The following is a 19,568-nucleotide window of genomic DNA, read 5'->3' as shown; positions in this document are numbered from 1 at the left end:
ACGGCGGGGCATGTCGATTTGCGGCTGGTTTGCTCGTCGTGTGGTCAAAGCCGGCCATTGTGGCCTGGCTCCCGTGCTCGAATGGAGAAAACCATGTTCGCACGCTTGTTTCGCTCACTTGTCGCGCTGACGGCATTCGCCGCCGTCAATCCAGCCCTTGCTCAAACCTCAGAGGAGACTCCCACCATGCCCACTCCCGTTCAATCAGGCTATGCGCCGGTCAATGGCGTCGAGATTTATTATGAGGTGCACGGGCAGGGTACGCCCATCGTCCTGCTGCATGGCGGGCTGATGTCGGCCAGCAGTTTCGCGCCGATCATTGGGACTCTGACCGAGAACCACCAGGTCATCGGCATCGACCTGCAGGGGCATGGCCATACAGCGCCGTTCGAGCGGCCGATGAGCTTTGAGGCTATGGCCGCCGACGTTGCCGGCGTGATCGAATATCTGAAATTGGATCATCCGGCCGTGCTTGGCTATTCGCTGGGGGCGACGACCGCGCTGCGGCTGGCGCTCGATCGGCCCGAGCTGGTCGGCAAGCTGATCGTTGTGTCCGCGCCCTATGCGTTCGAAGGTTGGCACAGCTATAATGCCGAAGGCATGCGCGCCATGACCGGCGAGATGGCGGCCGGCATGGTGGGCTCGCCGCTCTACAATGCCTATGCCGCTGAACAGCCCGATGCGGAGCAACATTTCCCGATTCTGCTCGACAAGGTGGGCGACATGATGCGCGGGGGTTTTGACTATTCCGCCGAGATTGGCAGTCTCAAAATGCCGACCATGCTGGTTTATAGTGATTGGGACGCCATAAAGACCAGCCACATGGCTCAGTTCTTCGAGCTATTGGGTGGCGGCCAGCATGATGCGGGCTGGGATGGCTCGGGGATGAACCAGAACCGGCTGGCGATCATTCCCGGGCTGACGCATTACACGATGATCTCGCCGCAGCTGGCCGAGATTGCGCTGGGATTTATCGGAGGCGGTGAATAGGCATTTCACCTGCGTGCCGCTCCTCCCCGCTAGGCGCTGTCCATTTTCTGAAGACTACCGGTCAGCACTTTGGTGCGGGGAGGACCGCTATAGGTGCCGTTGAGGCGTTCGAGCAGCATCTGCGTGGCCATGTTGGCTTGCAGGGCCGGTTGCACCCCGGCGCGGGTCAGGTGCGGGCGGATATAGTTCATCTGTGGCTGGTCGCCGTAGACGGCGACGGCAAGGTCTTCCGGGATGCGGATGCCGTGGTCGAACAGGCGGGCGATGCCGCCGAGCGTCATCAGGTGGTTGCCGAAGAATAGTGCCGTGGGCATGGCCTGCTTATGCGTCTCTAGCAGCCAGTCGATGCCTTCAATTCCGGATGGCGCCAGGAATGTCCCTTCCCATTCCAGGATGTCATCCGGCGCTAGCCCGCTATCGAGTAGGCCATTGCGCAGACCGCGGGCGCGGTCCATCGCCTCGCTGAAGAAATGCGGGCCGGTGATCTGCGCAACGCGGCGGTGACCGCGTTCTGCCAGATACTTGCCCATGTCGTAGCATGCGCTCTCATCGTCGACCCGCAGGCTATCGACGGCCTGGTTGGGGAGCTTGCCGATAAAGACCGTGGGGATGTCGATGCTCAACAGGGCGTCGTGCATGCCGTGGAGGGCAAAGTCGCCGATGATCAGGCCATCGACCCGCTTGTTGCGAATTTGCCTGAGATATTCGTAGACATGCTCCTGGCTATGGCCGCCGGGGACATCGGTGTTGAAGATCAGGGTGTCCAGGCCGACCGCCTCCAGGTCGGTCTGCACGGTTTTGACCAGCTCCGGATAGAAGGGGTTGCGGATGTCGGGGATGAGCATGGCGACCATATTGGTGCGGCCGGTCCGCAGGCTCTGCGCCTGCGGATTTGGGAAATAGCCCAGCTCCGCCACGGCCTGCATCACGCGCTCGCGCAGATGCGGGGACACGCGGTCGGCATGATTGAGCACATGCGACACGGTGGTCCGGGACACGCCGGCGCGTTCGGCAACCTTGGAGATCGTTGTCATGGGTTAATTCGCTAGCATCCAAGCGGGCAGTTTGCAAATCGGTTTGTGAATGCATTTGCAAACCGATTTTTTGGTGCTACGGTTTGCTCGTCGGGAAACAATTCCCGGCGGCAGATGGCCAAACTGACATGAGTGCAGTGCCGAATCGCCTTCAGGGAGAACGATGCATGAGCCTATTCGACAGCGCTTAGCCGCGGTTCCGCGAGCTTAATCATTCACGAGTGGCAGCCTCTCCCGACGTTTTTGCGAGCGTCGGTGGCGCCGTCCTTTCACCCATGTGCCAGCGCTTGGCTGGCCCGTGTCCGTCCCCGCTTTGACCTCATTCACTCTGGCAAATTCATGAACGCACCTTTTTCCGGCCTCGACCTCAATCTCGGCAATCTCTACCGCCTATCGGATGCCAGGACCCGCTCGATCTCTCCCGAGAACTTCACCGGGGAGAAGGGCCGCGGCGGCATGGCGACGGAGGGCACCGGCGCCAGCTGCGCGCGTGGCCTGGGGCAGGGCTGGAAGGTTTCGCCATCCATCCGTATCGAGCCCGGTGAAACCCGGCTGCTTGCCGATATCGAAGGTCCGGGCGCCATCCAGCAGATCTGGCTGACCACGGCAAATCTGCGCTGGCGCGACCTTATTCTGCGCATCTACTGGGACGACCAGGAGCATCCCTCCGTCGAGGCGCCGGTGGGCGACTTCTTCTGCTCGGGCTGGAACCGCTTCGCCCAGGTGACGTCGCTGGCGGTCTGCGTCAATCCGGGCCGCGCCTTCAATTGCTACTGGCAGATGCCGTTCCGCCAGCGCGCCCGCATCACGATCGAAAACCGCGATCCTGACGAGCATGGCATCATCTATTACCAGGTGAATTATGCGCTGACCGAGGTGCCTGGGGACGCCGCCTATTTTCATGCGCAGTTCCGCCGCACCAATCCGCTGCCGTTCAAGCAGGACTACACCATTCTCGATGGCGTGCAGGGCAAGGGCCATTATGTGGGCACCTACATAGCCTGGGGCACCAATAATTCGGGCTGGTGGGGCGAAGGCGAGATCAAATTCTTCATGGACGGGGACAAGCAATTCCCCACCATTTGCGGCACCGGTACCGAGGATTATTTCTGCGGCGCCTATAATTTCGACGGCGGCGTGGTCGATGAGACCATGGAGAGCGCCTACCGCGAATTCACCACGCCCTATGCCGGGCTGCCGCAGGTGCTGCGGCCCGATGGCGTCTACCAGAGCCAGATGCGCTTCGGCATGTATCGCTGGCATATCCATGATCCGATCCGCTTCGACACCGACCTGCGGGTCACCATGCAGGCACTAGGCTGGCGCACCGAGAAGAAGGAGCGGCGCTACCTGCCGCTGCAGGACGACATCGCCTCGGTCGCCTTCTGGTACCAGGTGTTGCCCACCGCGCCATTCTCGCAGCTGCCCGACCGCGACTATCTCGAAGTCATCTAGGCCATGAACCTTCTCCGCTACATTGCCGGGCGGCTCGTGGTCTATGTATTGGTGATCGTTTTCGCGCTCACCGTGCTGTTCTTCGTGCCGCGGCTTGGGCCCACCGATCCGGTCGAAGCCATGCTGGCCAAGGTCGCCTCCCAAGGCGCTTATATGGACGCCGCGCAGGTGGACATGCTGCGCCAGTCGCTTGCCGACACGTTCGGGCTCAATGGCTCGCTGCTGGAACAGTATTGGGCCTTCATCAAGCGCATCGTCTTCACCGCCGATTTCGGACCGTCGCTATCGATGTATCCGACCCCGGTGATGGAACTGATCTGGAACGCGCTGCCCTGGACTTTCGGGCTGCTGCTAGTCTCCACGCTGATCGCGTGGGTGCTGGGGAATTTCGTTGGGCTGCTCTCGGGCTGGCGCCCGACCAGCAACAGTTCGCGGGTGATGGAAGGCATTGCGATCTGCCTCTATCCGATCCCCTACTACATCCTGGCGCTCGTGCTCTCGATCCTGTTTTCCTATGTGTGGAAGATCTTTCCGCTGACCACCACCATTCGCGGGGCGCCGTGGAGTTGGGACCTGATCGCCAGCATTGCCTGGAACTCCTTCCTGCCTGCCATGTCCATCGTCATCGTGGTGTTTGGCTGGTGGGTGATCTCGGTGAAGGCGCAGACCACAGCGCTGCGGGAAGAAGAATTCGTGCGCTATGCCCGGCTCAAGGGGCTCAGCGACGGGCGCATTCTCACCCGCTATGTGCTGCCCAATGCCATCCTGCCGCAGATCACGTTCCTGGCGCTGCAGATCGGGCTGATGTTCAACGGATCGCTGATCACCGAGATCCTGTTCGATTATCCGGGCCTGGGCCTGCTGATCTATTCGGCAGTGCTGCAGGGCGACTTCAACCTCCTGATGGGCACGATCAGCCTTTCGGTCATCGCGGTTGCCACGGCGACCATGGTGATCGACCTGATCTACCCGCTCATCGATCCCCGTATCAGGCACAGATAGACCATGCGCAGCTTTTTCACCCATGCGCCATTTCGACTGTATCTCGGCCTCTTTCTTGTCGCCGTGTTCGTGGTCATGGGCGTGATATTGCCCTGGTTCGCACCATCGGACCCCCTGGTCTGGTACACGGCGCCCCGCAACCAGAACCCCAGCGCCGAATATCTGCTGGGCACCACGAGCCTTGGACAGGACGTGTTCTGGCTTTTGACCCATGCGCTGCGCAATTCGCTGCTGCTGGGGCTGATCGTGGCCGGGCTTTCCACCGTCATCGGCGTGTTTCTCGGCCTGGCCGCCGGTTATGCCGGCGGCTGGCTCGACAAGGTGCTGTCGTTCTTCATGGATGCCTTGTTGTGCATTCCCTCGCTGCCGATCCTGATCCTGATGGCGGCGCTGTTCGGCGGGCAATTGGCGCTGCCGATCATCGGGCTCATCCTGGTGCTCTTCAACTGGCCGTATCCGGCACGGCAGGTGCGGGCCGTGGCGCTGACAATGCGCGAGCGCGAGTTCATCAACGTCGCCTGGTTCAGTGGGGAATCCAGTGTCCGCATCCTGGTGCGCCACATCTTCCCCTATATTGCGGGGTGGTCCGCGGCCAATTTCATCAACACCGTGCTGGTGGGTATCTCAACCGAAAGCGCCGTCGCGGTGATCGGGCTCTCCAGCGCCCAGCAGGCGACGCTGGGCACCATGATCTATTGGGCCATCAACTATCAGGCGCTGCTGGCAGGCAAGTTTGTCTGGGTCGGGTCGCCCGTGGTGTCCATCGTCCTCTTGTTCATCGGCCTTTTCCTCGTGTCCTCGGGCCTGTCCATGCAGTCCGCGACCCGGAGGATGAGCGTATGATCAGCATAGACAATGTCACGGTGGGTTACGGCACGTCCGGTTTCGTCACCGCTGTGGACGGGGTGAGCCTCACCATCAATGACAACGAAATCCTGGGCATCGCCGGGGAATCCGGTTCGGGCAAGTCGACGCTCATGCGGGCCGTGTATGGCGACTTTTCTACCGGACTGCGGATCAAGAGCGGCACCGTTCGCGGACGCTTCGAGGATGCGCGGACCGGGCAGGTGATCGACGCGCCCTCGAGTGAATTCGGCAAGCTCTGGTGGGACCAGATCAGCTATATCCCGCAGGGTTCGATGAGCGTGCTCAACCCGCTGATGAAAATCGAGAAACAGGTGATCGACGGGCTGCCCGATCGCGAGCGGCAGGGTGGCCGCAGAGCGCTCAGGCAGCGGATCGTGGATTTCCTGGCCGGCTTCGGGCTTGAGGAAAATGTGCTCAATGCCTATCCGCACCAGCTTTCCGGCGGCATGCGCCAGCGGGTGCTGGTAGCCATCGCCGCCTTCGTCAATCCCCGCCTCATCCTTGCCGACGAGCCCACCACGGCGCTCGACGTTGTGGTGCAAAAGAAGATCCTGCTGATGATGGTCGAAATCCAGCGGCGCCAGCGCAATAGCCTGGTGCTGGTCTCCCATGACATGGGCGTGCATTACCAGATCACCGATCGGCTGGCGATCATGTACAAGGGCAAGATCGTGGAGGCCGGGCCAACGGCCGAGATCTTTGCCAATCCGCAGCACGATTACACCAGGAACCTCATCGCCTCGCTACCGCGCCTGCATGGCAAGCGCTCGGCCGATATGGTGGGAGAGCACGCATGAGCGGCGTTCCCATTCTCGAAGTGGATGGCGTCAGCCGGGAATACCGCAAGGGCGGGCTGTTCTCGGGCAGTGGGTTCAAGGCGGTGGACAATGTGTCCTTCTCCATGCCGGCGGTGCCGCAGGTCTTCTCCATCGTGGGGGAGTCCGGCTCGGGCAAGACGACGCTGGCCCGCATGGTGCTGCGGCTGGTCGAGCCCAGCGCGGGCAGCATTCGCCTGCTTGGCCGCCCGTTGACCGGAAGGCACAAGGATCGCATCGACGACCTCGAATTTCGCCGGCTGGTCCAGCCGATCTTCCAGAACCCCTTCGAGGCATTCAGTGCCTATCTGCCGATCGAGGACTATCTGCGCAGGACGGCGATCAACCTTAAAATCGCCCATAGCAGCGCCGAGGTGGACCAGGTTTGCGACCGTGCGCTGCGTTCGGTCGGGCTGAGCCTCGAGCGCATTCGTGGCAAGTATATCCGCCAGTTTTCCGGCGGCGAGCTGCAGCGCATCAGTGTGGCACGCGCCCTTATTCCGCGGCCAAAGCTGATCGTTGCGGACGAGCCGGTGTCCATGGTCGACGCGTCGCTGCGCATGAGCATTGTCAACCTGTTCCGCCAGATCGTGGAAGAGCAGGGCGTGTCTTTCATCTACATCACGCACGACCTCTCGACCGCCTATTACCTGTCCGACCAGGTCTCGATCATGAATGCCGGCCGGGTGGTGGAGAGCGGCGTGCCGACCGACATCCTGGACCATCCCACGCATAATTATACCCGCGAATTGATGGCCGCGATCCCAACCGTCGAGGAACGCTGGGGCGAGTTCGCTGCTATCGACGCCAAATATCGAACCAACCCGACCGGGCAGGCAGGTGCGCCAATGCACCAAACTGACCGTCACGCTTAACCAAGCAAGAGGAGGAGATCTTGTTGAAAAATTCCCTACGCAACGGCGCCAGAAGCAGACTATTCGCCCTCGGACTCGCGGTGGCCCTCGGCGGCACCATGCTCACCAGTTCGGCCCTGCCGGCCTGGGCGCAGCAGATGACCGATGTGGGCACGCCGCGCGAACAGACGCTCGTCGTGGACATGCTCAATGCCCGCGTTGGCAACCCGACCAACATGAACATGTACCAGCAGGGCGTGACCATCAATCAGGGTTATCACCAGCTGGCCGGTGCGCAGCTCTATGATATCGACACCGCCAAGGGGACGCAGATTCCCGACCTCGCCGCCGAAATGCCGGTGCCCAATGAGGACTTCACCGTGTTCCAGGTGAAGCTGCGCCAGGGCCTGACCTGGAGCGACGGCCAGCCGTTCTCGGCCGACGACGTGGTGTTCACCGACCAGATGATCCGCAATACGTCGGCGCTCGCCTATAGCGCCGCCTATAGCGACCAGATCGCATCGATCACCAAGGTGGACGACAACAGCGTCGAGATCACCACCACGCGGCCAACCCCGCGCCTGTCGGTGGTGTTGGGTTCGGTGATCTATGGGAACTCCTTCCATGTCGTGCCCAAGCACATCTGGGAGAAGCAGGACCCGGCGACATTCCAGAATTTCCCGCCGGTTTCCATCAGTGCCTACAAATATAAGGACCACGACCCCAATGGAACCTGGTTCCTGTGGGAGAAGCGCGAGGACTGGCAGAATTCCGATGTCGGGCAGATCATCGGCGAGCCCAAGGCGCAATATGTGCTGTTCCGCAGCTTCGGCACGGAAGAGCGCCGCGTGCTGGCCATGGCCGCCAATGATATCGACATTCTGACTGACATTTCACCGGAAAGCTTGGATATCCTGCGCGGGCAAAACGACAAGGTGCGCGCCTGGTTCACCGATTTCCCCTATGCCAATCTGGATGACCCATGCGAGCGCGGGATGCATTTTAATACATCCAAGGCGCCATATGACGATGCCAAGACCCGTTGGGCGCTGGCATTGGCGATCAATCTCGAGCAGGCCAGCATCGCCACGTTCTCGGGCATGCTGCGGGCGTCTCCGCTCGCCATTCCGCCGACCACCGTGCTCATGGACACCTACCATCAGCCGATGAGCCAATGGCTCAGCGAGTTCACGCTGGAAGACGGCTACAAGCCGTTCGATGCCGACTATGCCCTGCGTCTGGGCGAGCGGCTGCGCTCGGAGGGGGTGGAGAATATTCCCGGAGACCCCGCGGCACTGCGCGAACTGCTGGGGGTCGGCTGGTGGAAGCACGATCCGGCGCAGGCCACCAAAATGCTCGAGGAGGCCGGCTTTACCAAGAATGGCAACCAGTGGATGAAGCCCGATGGTACCCCGTTCACCATCAACATCCTGGCGCCCGCCGATTTCGAGATTGAGTCACAGCGTCTCGCGTTTGCGGTCGCCAATGAGTGGACCCAGTTCGGCATTCCGGCCCAGGTGCAGCAGATGCAGGCTGGCGCGTTCTTCACCGCGGAGAACACCGGCGATTATGAGGTTGGCTCCTATTGGGGCTCGTCCTGCGCCATCACGCCCGACCTGTTCGTGCGGATGGAAGGCTGGCACAAGGATTATGTCCGCGATAACGGCGTGCCGACATCCTCCAACCAGGGCCGCTATGTCGATGAGGAGCTGAGCACACTGATCGACGGGCTTCGTGCCATGCCGGCCGATGATCCCAAGATCGTCGAGACCGGCACGGAAATTCTCAAGGAGCTGGTGGAAGGCCTGCCGGTGATCGAGATGTTCGGCACTTCCAAGTTCGTGCCGGTCAACGAGACTTATTGGACCAATTATCCTGCCGCGGACAATTACTACGAAGGTCCGTGGTGGTGGTGGAGCAATTTCAAGTTCATTGCCGCCCAGTTGGAGCCGGCTGCGCCCGCCCAGTAAAACGACTTCCAACGGCGGGTGGATGCCCGCCGCTGGACCATCCGCGCTTGAGCCCAAATGTCGCGGGTTTTAAAATTGATAAGCATTGTCATATTAGGTAGAGCCTTCTCATTCAACAGGAGAACGGCTCATGAAATCAGTTTTGCTCGCCGCCCTCGCCGCCACCGTGCTCGCGACATCGGCGGCCGTTGGCCAGGACATTGTGGTTGCGCACGCCCAGGGCGAAACCCGCTTGTCGGGTGTTCCCACCAAGGTATTGGTGCAGGATTGGGCGACCTTCGATAATCTGCACGCCTTGGGCGTGGTTGCTGCCGGCGTGCCCGCTTCGAACGCTCCGCGTTACCTGCAGGAGGCTGTCCCTGCCGACGCGCTGCGGATTGGTTCGCTGTTCGAGCCTGATTTCGAAGGGATCGCTGCCGCCGACGCGGACGTGTATTTCGTTGCGGCCCGTTCGGCCGAGGCCTATGGCACGGCAAAAGACATCCTGCCCACGATCGACATGTCGCTGGCGGACAATGCCGACATTATCGGCGGTATCGAGGGCAACCTCACCAAGCTTGGTGAAATCTTCGGGCTGCAGGACAAGGCCGCAGAACTCAATGAAGCGCTCGATGCCAAGGTTGCCGAGGTGAAGGCTGCCGCTGAAGGCAAGGGCAATGCGCTGGTGCTGGTGACCAATGCCGGCAATCTGGGCGTCTATGGACCCGATAGCCGCGTCGCCTGGATCCACAATCAGCTCGGCATTCCCTCGGCCATGCCCGATGTCGAGGATGGCGACCATGGTGGCGACGGCGTGTCGTTTGAATTCGTGCTCGAGACCAATCCGGATTGGCTATTCGTGGTCGACCGTGATGCGGGTACTGGGGAATCGAGCGGCGCCGCGGCAGCGCTGCTCGACAACGAATTGATCAACCAGACCAAGGCCGCGCAGGCCGGCCACATCATATATCTCGATCCCCAGGCCGCCTATATCACCATGCACGGCTATACCGGCGTGATGCTGATGCTCGATCAAGTGCTCGCCGGCCTCAACGGCTAATTCCCCTGTTCCGCCCGGCCGGCGCATAGCGGGCCGGGCGGTGCACAACATGGAAGGCCGGCCGGTGCGCATGCTCAGCCTCGCCATCGCGGTGACGATCGCGCTCGCTATCGTGAGCCTCTTCATCGGCGTGAGTAATATCTCGCTGCCGGGCTTGCTGTCGGCCAGCCCGGAAGACCGGCCGATGCAGGTGCTACTGATCAGCCGCATTCCGCGGACCCTTGCGATTATCCTGTCGGGCAGCGCCATGGCGGTGGCGGGTCTGGTCATGCAGATGATCGTACGCAACCGGTTCGTCGAGCCCTCGACTGCCGGCACAACCGAGTCGGCGGGCCTGGGCTTTCTTGTGGCCACCCTTGTCGTGCCCGGCTGGCCGTTGATGGGCAAAATGCTGATTGCAGCGGGATTTGCGCTCGCCGGCACGGCCCTGTTCCTGCGCATCCTGCGCGCTGTGCCGTTGCGTGACGTAATGCTGGTGCCGCTGGTCGGCATCATGCTGGGCGGCATCGTTGGCGCTGTGGCCAGCTTCATCGCCTACCGCTTCGAGCTGTTGCCGTCTTTGCTCGCCTGGAACATGGGTGATTTCTCGGGCATTCTGCGCGGGCGTTACGAGCTGCTGTGGATCGGGTTTGGCTGCGCCATCCTCGCCTATATCGCGGCCGATCGCTTTACCGTCGCCGGCATGGGGCGGGACTTCACCACCAATCTTGGCCTCAACTACCAGCGGGTCATGGTATTGGGGCTGGTGATCGTCTCGCTGGTCAGCGCCACCGTGCTGGTCACCGCCGGCTCGATCCCCTTTCTCGGGCTGATCATTCCCAATCTCGTGAGCCTGATGGTTGGCGACAATATGCGCCGAACGGTGCCCTGGGTCGTGGTGATGGGGGCGGGCTTCGTGCTGGCCTGTGACATCCTTGGCCGCATCATACGGTTTCCCTATGAAATCCCGATCAGCGTCGTGGTCGGCGTCATCGGTAGCGCGGTGTTCCTCTATCTGCTGTTGAGGACACGCCGCCATGCCTGAATCCGCCACCACTCCCGTTCCCGCGCCTAGTCTGCGCCGTATCGGCGGGCTGTCCCGTCCGGCCTTCGTGCTGCTGGTCCTTGGCGCGCTGACCCTGATCTCGATTGTTTGCTTCATGGTGCTCGGCGCCAAGGGCAGCTGGAGCTTTGTCATTCCCTTCCGCGGGCGGAAGCTGCTGGCGTTGTGCCTTGTCGCCTATTCGGTGGCGATATCGACGGTGCTGTTCCAGACCGTCACCAATAATCGCATCCTCACCCCCTCAATCATGGGGTTTGATGCGCTCTATGTGTTGCTGACCACGGCGACGGTGTTCTTTCTCGGGGTCGGTGCGCTGACCGGCATTGATCCGCAATTGCGGTTCGGCATCGAGATCGTCGTCATGCTGGTGTTCTCCGGCCTGCTGTTCCGCTGGCTGTTTCTGGGCGAGGAGCGCAATCTGACCCTGTTGGTGCTGGTTGGCATTGTCTTCGGCATCCTGTTCCGCAGCCTCAGCCAGTTCATGCAAAGGATGCTCGATCCGAACGCCTTCCAGGTGTTGCAGGATTCCTTCTTTGCGAGCTTTGCTACTGTCGATACCACGCTGCTGTTCATTGCCAGCGGCATAGTGCTGCTGGCGAGCCTGGTCGCAATGCGGCTGGCACACACTTTCGATGTGCTGGCGCTGGGCCGGTCCCATGCCATCAACCTTGGGATCGATTACCGGCGCACGGTGGTCATCATCCTGATGCTGGTTTCCGTGCTGGTTGCCGTGTCGACGGCGCTGGTCGGGCCGATCACCTTTTTCGGCTTGCTGGTCGCGACACTGGCCCACTCGCTGGTCGGCAATAGCCGCCACCGCTATGTGCTGCCGACGGCGGCGCTGCTGGCTATCACGTGCCTTGTCGGTGGCCAGACCATTCTGGAACGCATCTTCGCCTTCGACACCGCGCTCTCGATCATCATCGAGTTCCTGGGTGGCATCGTTTTCATCATTCTCGTTCTGCGAAGGGCCGCACGATGATCGTCGCCGATGAGGTCACCAAAAAATACGGCAACACCAGCGTCGTCGACGGCGTCTCGCTCACCTTACCCAGGAGCGGCATCACCTCGATCATCGGACCGAACGGGGCCGGCAAATCGACGCTTCTCTCGATGATCAGCCGACTGATGAGCATGGATCGGGGTACCGTGACGGTGGATGGGCTCGATGTCATCACCACTGCGAGCGACGTGCTGGCGCGCAGGCTCTCGATCCTGAGGCAGGACAATCACATGACCGCGCGCCTCACTGTGCGCGACCTGGTGAGTTTCGGCCGCTATCCATACACCAAAGGCCGGCTGACGCATGAGGACAGGACCCATATCGACGCGGCTATCGGCTATCTCAATCTCACCGAACTTTCCGACCGCTTCCTCGACGAGCTGTCGGGCGGCCAGCGCCAGCGCGCCTTCGTTGCCATGGTGCTCTGCCAGGACACCGATTATGTGTTGCTCGATGAGCCGCTCAACAATCTCGATTTGAAGCATGCCGTCAGCATGATGCAGCAGCTGCGCCGCGCCGCTCGCGAGTTGAAGAAGACCATCGTGGTGGTGCTGCACGATATCAATTTCGCCTCGGTCTATTCGGACCACATCGTCTGCATGAAGGACGGTAGGATCGCCCATGAAGGCCCGCCGGAAACCATCATCACCAGCGATGTGCTCACCGCAATCTACCAGACCCCGGTCCGCGTCGAGCTGATCGGGGAGCGCCGTATCGGCATCTATTACGAATAGCGGGCGTCAGCGCACATGCAGGCGATCGACGCTGAAGACGCGGTTCATCACCACCAGCGCCAGGAGCGTTACCAGCATCATGCTGGCCGATACCGCATAGACGGTGGGCTCGAGCACGAAGGTTGCTTCGGCATAGATGCGGACTGGCAGGGTGGTGGTGCGGGCATTGGTGAGGAAGCTGGTGACGGTGACTTCGCCAAAGCTCATCAGGAAGGCCATGATGCCCGAGGCCACGAGGCCCGGCATGAGCCCGGGGATGACGATGAGCACGAAGCGCCTGATGCCATCGGCGCCCAGGCTTTGAGCGGCTTCTTCCTGGGCGCGGTCGAGTTGCTGCACCGAGGCAACCAGCAGGCTGATGCTGAAGGGGATGACCAGCACGACATGCAGGGCCATCAGGCCGACAAAGGTCGGCACGGTGTAGAACAATTGCAGCAGGCGCAGCATGCCGATGCCGATGGCGACGCCGGGCAGCGACAAAGGCAGGGTCCAGAACATGGATAGCGCCGAAATTCCGGGGAAGCGGAAGCGGGTCAGTGCGAAGGCGGCGGGCAGCGAGATGGCGAGGGCAAAACCGGTCGCCGCGAGGGCCAATTGCACCGAAACCACAAAGCTTTCGGTATAGCCGCCTTGGGTGAAGACCAGTTCGTACCAGCGTAGGGTAAAGCCCTTCCAGGCGGCCGACGTGCCCTGGGGTACATTGTTGACGCTCTGGATGCAGACCAGGATCAGCGGGAGGATCAGCAGACCCAGCGCGCAGGCCACGAGCAGGCGCGACACGATCGGCGCGATCAGATCGAGCAGGCGCATGGCCCAGACGGGCAGGGTCAGCGTCGGGCCGCGCGGCTTGAGCGATTGCCAGGGCATCAGCTTGGCAAAGCCCCAGCCCACCAGGGCTGCGAAGGCGAGGCTGGCAAAGGTCATCAGCAGGGCCAGCGCCGAAGCGGTGGGGGAGTTGAGATTGGAAATGGCTTCCTGCCACACCAGCATGCCGGTGGTCCAGACGCGCCCGCCGCCCAGCAATTTGGCAGAGACATAGGCCGTGGTGGCCATGAGGAACACCACGATGATGCCGGCCCGCAAGCCGGGAAAGGCGAGAGGGAACCGTACGGTCCAGAAGGCCATGGTGGGCGAGGCGCCAAGGCTGGTTGCGGCTTCGTAGACGCGGGGGGAAGTGCCTTGCAGCACATCGTAGAGCGCCAGCACGATAAAGGGCATGAACACTTGCGCCAGCGCGATGGCGACCGCGACGTGGTTGTAGAGCATGCCATTGAACGGGCCGATGCCGACGAGGCCCAGCACGCCATTGATCAGCCCATCGGGGGCCAATAGCAGCACGACGCCCAGCGAGCGCACGACGACATTGGTCAGCAGCGGAATGAGAATGACCATGAAGGCCAGAGCCCGCCATTTGGAGGGCACCCGGACCAGCCAGAGCGCCAGCGGAAACCCCAGAATGGCCGAGAGCAGCGTAACGCCTGCCCCCAACAACAGGGTTTCCACCAGTACGCGGACATAAAAGCCATCGCCCAGCACCAATTGGAACTGGGCAAGGCTGGGTGGAAGGAACAGCGGACCGAACGGATCGGCATATTCATGCAGCGAGAGCAGCACCACCACCGCCAAGGGGGCGGCAAAGGCCAGCAGCAGCCACAAGGTAACCGGGGTCGCGAGGATCTGTCCTTTCCAGCGTGCGAGCATCAGCCGGCGATCTCGCGATTGAAGCGGCTGGACCAGGCGGTTTGCTGCTGGGCGACATATTCCCAATCGAAAGCGGGCATGCGGCCGATCTGTTCGGGCGTCAGCAGCTTGTCCTTGAAGTCGTCGGGAATGGCGACATTCTTGACGGTGGGCGAGTAATAGGCCTCGCGCATATAGGCCTGCATGCAGGCTTCGCTGAGATGGAGATTGATCCATTCCTCGGCCAGCACCTGATTGCGGGCGCCTTCGGTGATGCAGGCGACGTTCATGGCCGGGCAGAGGCCTTCGGTGGGGTCGGCGATGACGATGTCGGAATTGACCGTGTCCGACTGCTTGCGCGAGAGCGAGCCGAACTCGATGGTGAGATCGGCAATGTCCTGATCGAACATCTGGAAGGCCTGGTCGGCGCTGGTCTGCAAGGCGGCGAAGGGCTTGAGTTCCTGGATTTTCTGGAAGGCGAGGTCGAGGTTTTTCTCGTCGCCACCCCAGGCCAGCGAGGTCATCAGCAGGCCCGCCGTGCCTTCGGCGCCGGGATAGGTCGGCCAGGCGATGCGGCCTTTCCATTCGTCCTTCCAGATATCCTTCCACGAGGTGATGGGGGCGGAAGCCTTGGAGCCCTTATAGGCAATGGTGACCGGATTGAGCGCCACACCATAACCGCCCAATTTGGCCATGTCATAGAGGTTTTCAAATTGCGGCACCGCGTCGGTGGGGGCCTGCGTCACGCCATCGGCCACGGCCTGGCGGCTTTCGAAAATGTTGAGATAGAGCACGTCAAAGCTGGGGCGGCCGCGCTCGGCATAGGCGCGGGCCCGGCGCTCGCCGGTGCCGCCCAGCACATAGCTGACGGTGCAACCATATTTTTCGACCAGCGGCTTTTCGACATATTCGCGCACGATGCGCTCCTGCACGCCGCCCCAGATGCCCACGACGAGCTCATCGCCGGGGGCAGGCTGGGCAAGGGCGGGCCTGACGAAATGGAAGGGTGCCAGCACGCCGGCGCCCAGCACCAGCTTGCCGAATGTACGGCGGTTCATGCTCATAATGGTCTCCTTGGCTCAGATGAAGGTTACGCTGCCCGGCAGCGCATGAATCCGGCATTGGCTGCCAACGGGCGGCACCGGCGTGTCGGAAGGGGTGATGACGCGGATGCGTCCGGCTGGGGTGTCCACATCGGTCTCGATGGCGTCGCCCAGAAAGGCCGAGGCCGAGACGCGGCCATCGGCCAAAGCGGGGCCGGCGCTTGCCTCGAAGCGCAGCCGGGAGGCGCGAAGCACGGCTTTGGTGGCGCCATCGGGGGCGCCTGAGCAGGTCAGGCCCTGGCCGTGGAAAACGCCATGCATGACCTGGCCGCTGACTACGGCCCGTTCGCCGAGAAAGGCGGCGGTGAATTCATGGCGCGGTGCATCGCAGACTTCGCGCGGTGTGCCCACTTCGACAATGCTGCCGGCATTCATCACCACGACGCGGTCGGCCATGGCGAGGGCTTCGGACTGATCGTGGGTGACAAAGACCGTGGTGATGGAAAGGCGCTGTTGCAGCGCCCGGATTTCGAGGCGCATTTCGGCCCGCAGATGGGCGTCGAGATTGGAGAGCGGCTCATCGAGCAGTAGCACCGAGGGCTCGATCACCAGCGCCCGCGCCAGGGCGACGCGCTGTTGCTGGCCGCCCGAAAGCTGGCTGGGATAGCGGTCGGCGAGCTTTTCGAGGCCGACCAGCGCTAAAGCTGCCGCCGCCTTCTCCTGTCGCAGGGGGCGGGACACACTGCGCATGCGCAGGCCGAAGGCGACATTTTCGAGCACATTGAGATGGGGGAAGAGGGCGTAGGACTGGAACACCATGCCGATATTGCGCCGATGCGCAGGCAGGTTGGTGGCGTCCACATCGCCGATGAAGACGCGGCCGCTGGTGGGCGGGACGAAGCCGGCAATCATGCGCAGGGTCGTGCTCTTGCCGCAGCCGGAAGGGCCGAGCAGCGCCACCAACTCGCCCTGCGCGATCTCGAGCGTAATGTCCTTGGCCGCGACCGTGCCATTGTAGGTCGCCATGAGATTGTCGAGCACGAGGAACGGCTTGGACATGAAGGCAAGTCTCCGAAAGCTCTGGTGTCTAGCCGCTGAAGGCAGTGGCTTGTGTGAGCCGCGCGAGGGGGAAGGCGAGGACTTCGCTGACCACTTGCACCAGCGCCTGGGCCGCCCGCTCCACCGCCATGGCGCCGCGCTCGGCATCGGAAATGGCCGCATTGCCGCTGACGCCGGATGGGTGCAGGTCCTGGGATTGCCAGCCGAAACCCACCGCGCCATCGGGCCGCAGATAGGCGAATTCCTGTTCCATCTGCATGGAAAGCGGGACGAAATCCTCGGCGTGCTGCATTGCCACGAGCTCGGGATGCAGATGCAGCATGACTGACGTTTCGACCTCCCCGCCGTGAATGCCATGCAGCCGCTCGCGGTCGGAAAAGAGGTCCGCCTGTTCGGTGATGTTGAACCAGGAGGTCGCCACGGCGAACATGCCCAGCTTCACCCGCAATTCGCGGCAGACGATTTCCATCACCTGCGGTTGCCCGCCATGGGAATTGAAGAAAATGATCTTGCGGACGCCGGCCCTATGCACGGATTCCCCGATTTCATACCAGGCCCGCGCCAGTGTCTCGTAGGACAGGCTCAGCGTGCCGGGATAGGCGTGATGCTCGTTGGATTTGCCCACGGGCAGCATGGGCAGGACCAGCGCCGGCATGTCGGCGGGCATTAGTTCAACGGCGCGCTCGACGATGCCTGCATTAATCGCCGCGTCGACCCGGACGGGTAGGTGGGGGCCATGCTGCTCGACGGCGGCGATGGGTTGGATGGCGACGACATTGGACATGTCGCGCTGGGCAAAGTCGCGCGTGGTCAGGTCCCACCACCAATGCGAGGGCAAGGTCATTCACTAGCCTGGATGTGTTCTTACGAGAGGTTGTGTCGCCAAACGTGGTGAAAGCGACAAAAGAAAACATATACAAACGCAATTGCGCGTCAAACGCTTTCGTATGTTTACGCAGCAGATTTGGATTTTGGCTAAATTATGGGCAGGATGGTGCGGTATTTGCTCTGGGCGCGTTCAAGAATGCGGTGTTATTCCGGCGCAGGCCGGAATCCATGTCCGTATGATCCCGCAGTCATTGGCGTTGCCGGATGTTTCACAGCATGGATTCCGGCCTGCGCCGGAATGACGCTGTGGGTGGTGTGAGCAAGCAGCCATAAGCAAGCATCCGGCCGCCCTTGCGGCCAGCCGGAGGTGGTCGGTTTGACTGGGCTATGAAGCGATCAAGCGGCGCTGGGGAGGGTGCGGAGTTTGTCCATGAAGCGGGAGACGCGGGCGGCGTCGACGGCTTTCCAGGTGTCGCCATCGACCTTGAAATGGGTGCCGATCACGCAGCCATCGGCGATGGACATGATCTCGGTGACATTGTCGATATTGACCCCGGTATTGGCAAAGAGCGGGGTGTCGGGCATGGCGTCGCGCACGCTGCGCAGGTTGGAGGTTTCGGCCGGCTGGCCAGTGATCGGGCCGGAAACCAGCAGCACATCGGCCAGCGAGGAAAACACCGCGCTCTTGGCGCGCAGCTCGATCGGCCGCCGGTCAAGCGAGTCGGCAAATTCGGCATTGATGTTGAACATCAGCTTGAGATCGTTGCGGCCCAGCTGGCGGCGCAGGCGCAGGGATTTGGCGGCGTTTGGCTCCCACAGGCCCATATCGGAGGCAAAAAGCCCGGTGAAGATTTCGCGGGCGAAGGTGGCTCCGGTCGCCGCGGCAATGGCCACGGTGGCATAGGGGTCCCAAAGGAAATTGACGCCGAAGGGCACGCTCAGCATAGGCTTGACCGCCTGAACCACCGCGGTCATTGCCGCGATGGCTTCGATGGAGCCGGTCAGCTCATAAGGGCGGTCATTTTCATTGCCGAACATGATGGCATCGACACCGCCCGCCTGCAGCTTGTCGATATCGGCAATGACGCCCTCGATCAGTTTGTCGACGCCGCCATCGGCATCGTAAAGCGGGCTGCCGGGCAGGGCGCCGATATGCGCCATGGCGATAACGGTTTTCTGGCGACGATCAAACAAACTCATATTTAGCAGCTCCGGCTAGTTTTGATTGCAGGGATCGCGCCAGAAAACCTTGGGCCTCACGACGCGACGATGACTTGGGTATTGGTATTGGCCAGGGCCTCGGCGATATCGGGCGGCGGCGGCGCGTCGGTGACCAGGATATGCACCTTGTCCAGCGGCACGATGCGCGACAGCGCCCGGCGGCCGAATTTGGATGAATCACACAGCACCACCACGCTGCCCGCATTGCCGATGAAGGCGCGCTTCACCTCGGTATCCTCGGGCGAATAATCGTAGAGCCCGTTGGCATCGAGCCCCGACACGCCGATGAAGACGCGGTCGAGGAAATGGCTCTTGAGATTTTCGATGGCCTGGGGGCCGATGACCGAAAATTCGGGCACGCGGATCTGTCCGCCCAGGATGTAGACCGAGCCATTGCCGTTGGCCATTTGCATGCCGACGCGCAGATTATTGGTGAAGACGCGCAGGTCACGGCGCGGCGCCAATTCGCTGGCCAGTGCCAGAATGGAGGTGCCCACATCGAGCCCCAGTGATTCGTTGGGGCCCACCAGTTTGGCAGCGGCCGCAGCAATCGAGGATTTCTGCTGGGTCTGCCGGCGCATGCGCTGATCGAATGCCGGCTCGTCCTCGTCAAAGCTGGTCGGCGCATGCGGGCCGGGCGCCACGGCGCCGCCATGGGTGCGCGCCAGCACGCCGCGCTTGTCGAGCAGGTCCAGATCGCGGCGCACCGTCATGCCGGACACGCCCAATTCCTCGGACAGCCCGGCAATTGATACAAAGCCGTTGCGCTCGAACGAGGCCATGATGCGCGCCTGCCGCAGGGCGGCCGGTATGCGTTCGGACCGGTTGGGATTGTCCTCCGGGCGCTGGCCTTCTGCCTGTTCCGATGTGTCTCTTGTCATTCCTCTATCCCGCTATGCCTGTTCAGGCGGTTTCCCATTCGCATGTTTGGC

18 protein-coding genes are annotated in these 19,568 nt (G+C 62.0%); 11 read left to right on the top strand and 7 right to left on the bottom strand.

Annotated elements, in window-relative coordinates:
- Window positions 1-186: 186 nt before the first annotated feature.
- The gene (locus ACI3KW_RS05040) at window positions 187-990 is read left to right on the top strand and encodes an alpha/beta fold hydrolase (protein WP_404847183.1); all 804 of its coding nucleotides are present in this window, start codon (window positions 187-189) and stop codon (window positions 988-990) included.
- 29 nt (window positions 991-1,019) lie between these two features.
- On the opposite strand, the gene ACI3KW_RS05035 is transcribed toward ACI3KW_RS05040, so the two are convergent.
- On the bottom strand, window positions 1,020-2,024 hold the full coding sequence (locus tag ACI3KW_RS05035; protein WP_404847182.1) for a LacI family DNA-binding transcriptional regulator: 1,005 nt from the start codon (window positions 2,022-2,024) through the stop codon (window positions 1,020-1,022).
- 339 nt (window positions 2,025-2,363) lie between these two features.
- Here ACI3KW_RS05035 and ACI3KW_RS05030 point away from each other — a divergent pair, with 339 nt between their 5' ends.
- The 10 genes from ACI3KW_RS05030 (at window position 2,364) to ACI3KW_RS04985 (ending at window position 12,805) form a co-directional block, all read left to right on the top strand.
- The gene (locus tag ACI3KW_RS05030) at window positions 2,364-3,479 is read left to right on the top strand and encodes a glycoside hydrolase family 172 protein (protein WP_404847181.1); all 1,116 of its coding nucleotides are present in this window, start codon (window positions 2,364-2,366) and stop codon (window positions 3,477-3,479) included.
- A 3-nt stretch (window positions 3,480-3,482) separates the two neighbouring features.
- On the top strand, window positions 3,483-4,481 hold the full coding sequence (locus ACI3KW_RS05025) for an ABC transporter permease (protein ID WP_113123839.1): 999 nt from the start codon (window positions 3,483-3,485) through the stop codon (window positions 4,479-4,481).
- 3 nt (window positions 4,482-4,484) lie between these two features.
- Complete coding sequence (locus tag ACI3KW_RS05020; RefSeq protein WP_404847180.1) at window positions 4,485-5,324, top strand: ABC transporter permease; 840 nt, start codon at window positions 4,485-4,487, stop codon at window positions 5,322-5,324.
- Complete coding sequence (locus tag ACI3KW_RS05015) at window positions 5,321-6,145, top strand: ABC transporter ATP-binding protein (protein ID WP_404847179.1); 825 nt, start codon at window positions 5,321-5,323, stop codon at window positions 6,143-6,145. Before ACI3KW_RS05020 ends, ACI3KW_RS05015 begins: the two co-directional genes overlap by 4 nt.
- The gene (locus ACI3KW_RS05010) at window positions 6,142-7,038 is read left to right on the top strand and encodes an ABC transporter ATP-binding protein (protein ID WP_404847178.1); all 897 of its coding nucleotides are present in this window, start codon (window positions 6,142-6,144) and stop codon (window positions 7,036-7,038) included. Before ACI3KW_RS05015 ends, ACI3KW_RS05010 begins: the two co-directional genes overlap by 4 nt.
- 23 nt (window positions 7,039-7,061) lie before the next feature.
- On the top strand, window positions 7,062-8,987 hold the full coding sequence (locus ACI3KW_RS05005) for an ABC transporter substrate-binding protein (RefSeq protein ID WP_404847177.1): 1,926 nt from the start codon (window positions 7,062-7,064) through the stop codon (window positions 8,985-8,987).
- Between the two features lie 130 nt (window positions 8,988-9,117).
- Window positions 9,118-10,026, top strand: a complete 909-nt coding sequence (locus ACI3KW_RS05000) for a siderophore ABC transporter substrate-binding protein (protein WP_404847176.1) — start codon at window positions 9,118-9,120, stop codon at window positions 10,024-10,026.
- A 64-nt stretch (window positions 10,027-10,090) separates the two neighbouring features.
- On the top strand, window positions 10,091-11,050 hold the full coding sequence (locus ACI3KW_RS04995) for an ABC transporter permease (RefSeq protein WP_404847301.1): 960 nt from the start codon (window positions 10,091-10,093) through the stop codon (window positions 11,048-11,050).
- Window positions 11,043-12,050 carry an iron chelate uptake ABC transporter family permease subunit gene (locus tag ACI3KW_RS04990; RefSeq protein ID WP_404847174.1) on the top strand — a complete coding sequence of 336 codons (1,008 nt, stop codon included), beginning with the start codon at window positions 11,043-11,045 and terminating at the stop codon, window positions 12,048-12,050. Before ACI3KW_RS04995 ends, ACI3KW_RS04990 begins: the two co-directional genes overlap by 8 nt.
- Window positions 12,047-12,805: an ABC transporter ATP-binding protein gene (locus ACI3KW_RS04985; RefSeq protein ID WP_404847173.1), complete on the top strand. Its 759-nt coding sequence runs from the start codon at window positions 12,047-12,049 to the stop codon at window positions 12,803-12,805. The genes ACI3KW_RS04990 and ACI3KW_RS04985 overlap by 4 nt, the downstream gene beginning before the upstream one ends.
- A 6-nt stretch (window positions 12,806-12,811) precedes the next feature.
- Here the strand turns inward: ACI3KW_RS04985 and ACI3KW_RS04980 are convergent, their stop codons facing one another.
- The 6 genes from ACI3KW_RS04980 to ACI3KW_RS04955 all read right to left on the bottom strand — a co-directional run bounded on the left by ACI3KW_RS04980 (window position 12,812) and on the right by ACI3KW_RS04955 (window position 19,517).
- A complete protein-coding gene (locus tag ACI3KW_RS04980) occupies window positions 12,812-14,506 on the bottom strand; it encodes an ABC transporter permease (protein ID WP_404847172.1) in 1,695 nt (564 codons plus the stop codon).
- The gene (locus ACI3KW_RS04975) at window positions 14,506-15,543 is read right to left on the bottom strand and encodes a PotD/PotF family extracellular solute-binding protein (protein WP_404847171.1); all 1,038 of its coding nucleotides are present in this window, start codon (window positions 15,541-15,543) and stop codon (window positions 14,506-14,508) included. The genes ACI3KW_RS04980 and ACI3KW_RS04975 overlap by 1 nt, the downstream gene beginning before the upstream one ends.
- Window positions 15,544-15,564: 21 nt before the next feature.
- On the bottom strand, window positions 15,565-16,587 hold the full coding sequence (locus ACI3KW_RS04970) for an ABC transporter ATP-binding protein (protein ID WP_404847170.1): 1,023 nt from the start codon (window positions 16,585-16,587) through the stop codon (window positions 15,565-15,567).
- Window positions 16,588-16,615: 28 nt separating this feature from the next.
- Window positions 16,616-17,431 (bottom strand): creatininase family protein, encoded by an 816-nt coding sequence (locus ACI3KW_RS04965; protein WP_404847169.1) that lies wholly within the window; start codon window positions 17,429-17,431, stop codon window positions 16,616-16,618.
- A gap of 380 nt (window positions 17,432-17,811) precedes the next feature.
- Window positions 17,812-18,615 (bottom strand): BtpA/SgcQ family protein, encoded by an 804-nt coding sequence (locus ACI3KW_RS04960; RefSeq protein ID WP_113123826.1) that lies wholly within the window; start codon window positions 18,613-18,615, stop codon window positions 17,812-17,814.
- Window positions 18,616-18,671: 56 nt separating this feature from the next.
- Window positions 18,672-19,517 carry a DeoR/GlpR family DNA-binding transcription regulator gene (locus ACI3KW_RS04955; RefSeq protein WP_113123825.1) on the bottom strand — a complete coding sequence of 282 codons (846 nt, stop codon included), beginning with the start codon at window positions 19,515-19,517 and terminating at the stop codon, window positions 18,672-18,674.
- Window positions 19,518-19,568 lie beyond the last annotated feature (51 nt).

The organism is Devosia sp. ZW T5_3, assembly GCF_044987315.1.
Taxonomy (GTDB): Bacteria; Pseudomonadota; Alphaproteobacteria; order Rhizobiales; family Devosiaceae; genus Devosia.
This window is presented reverse-complemented; position numbering and strand designations above follow the sequence as displayed.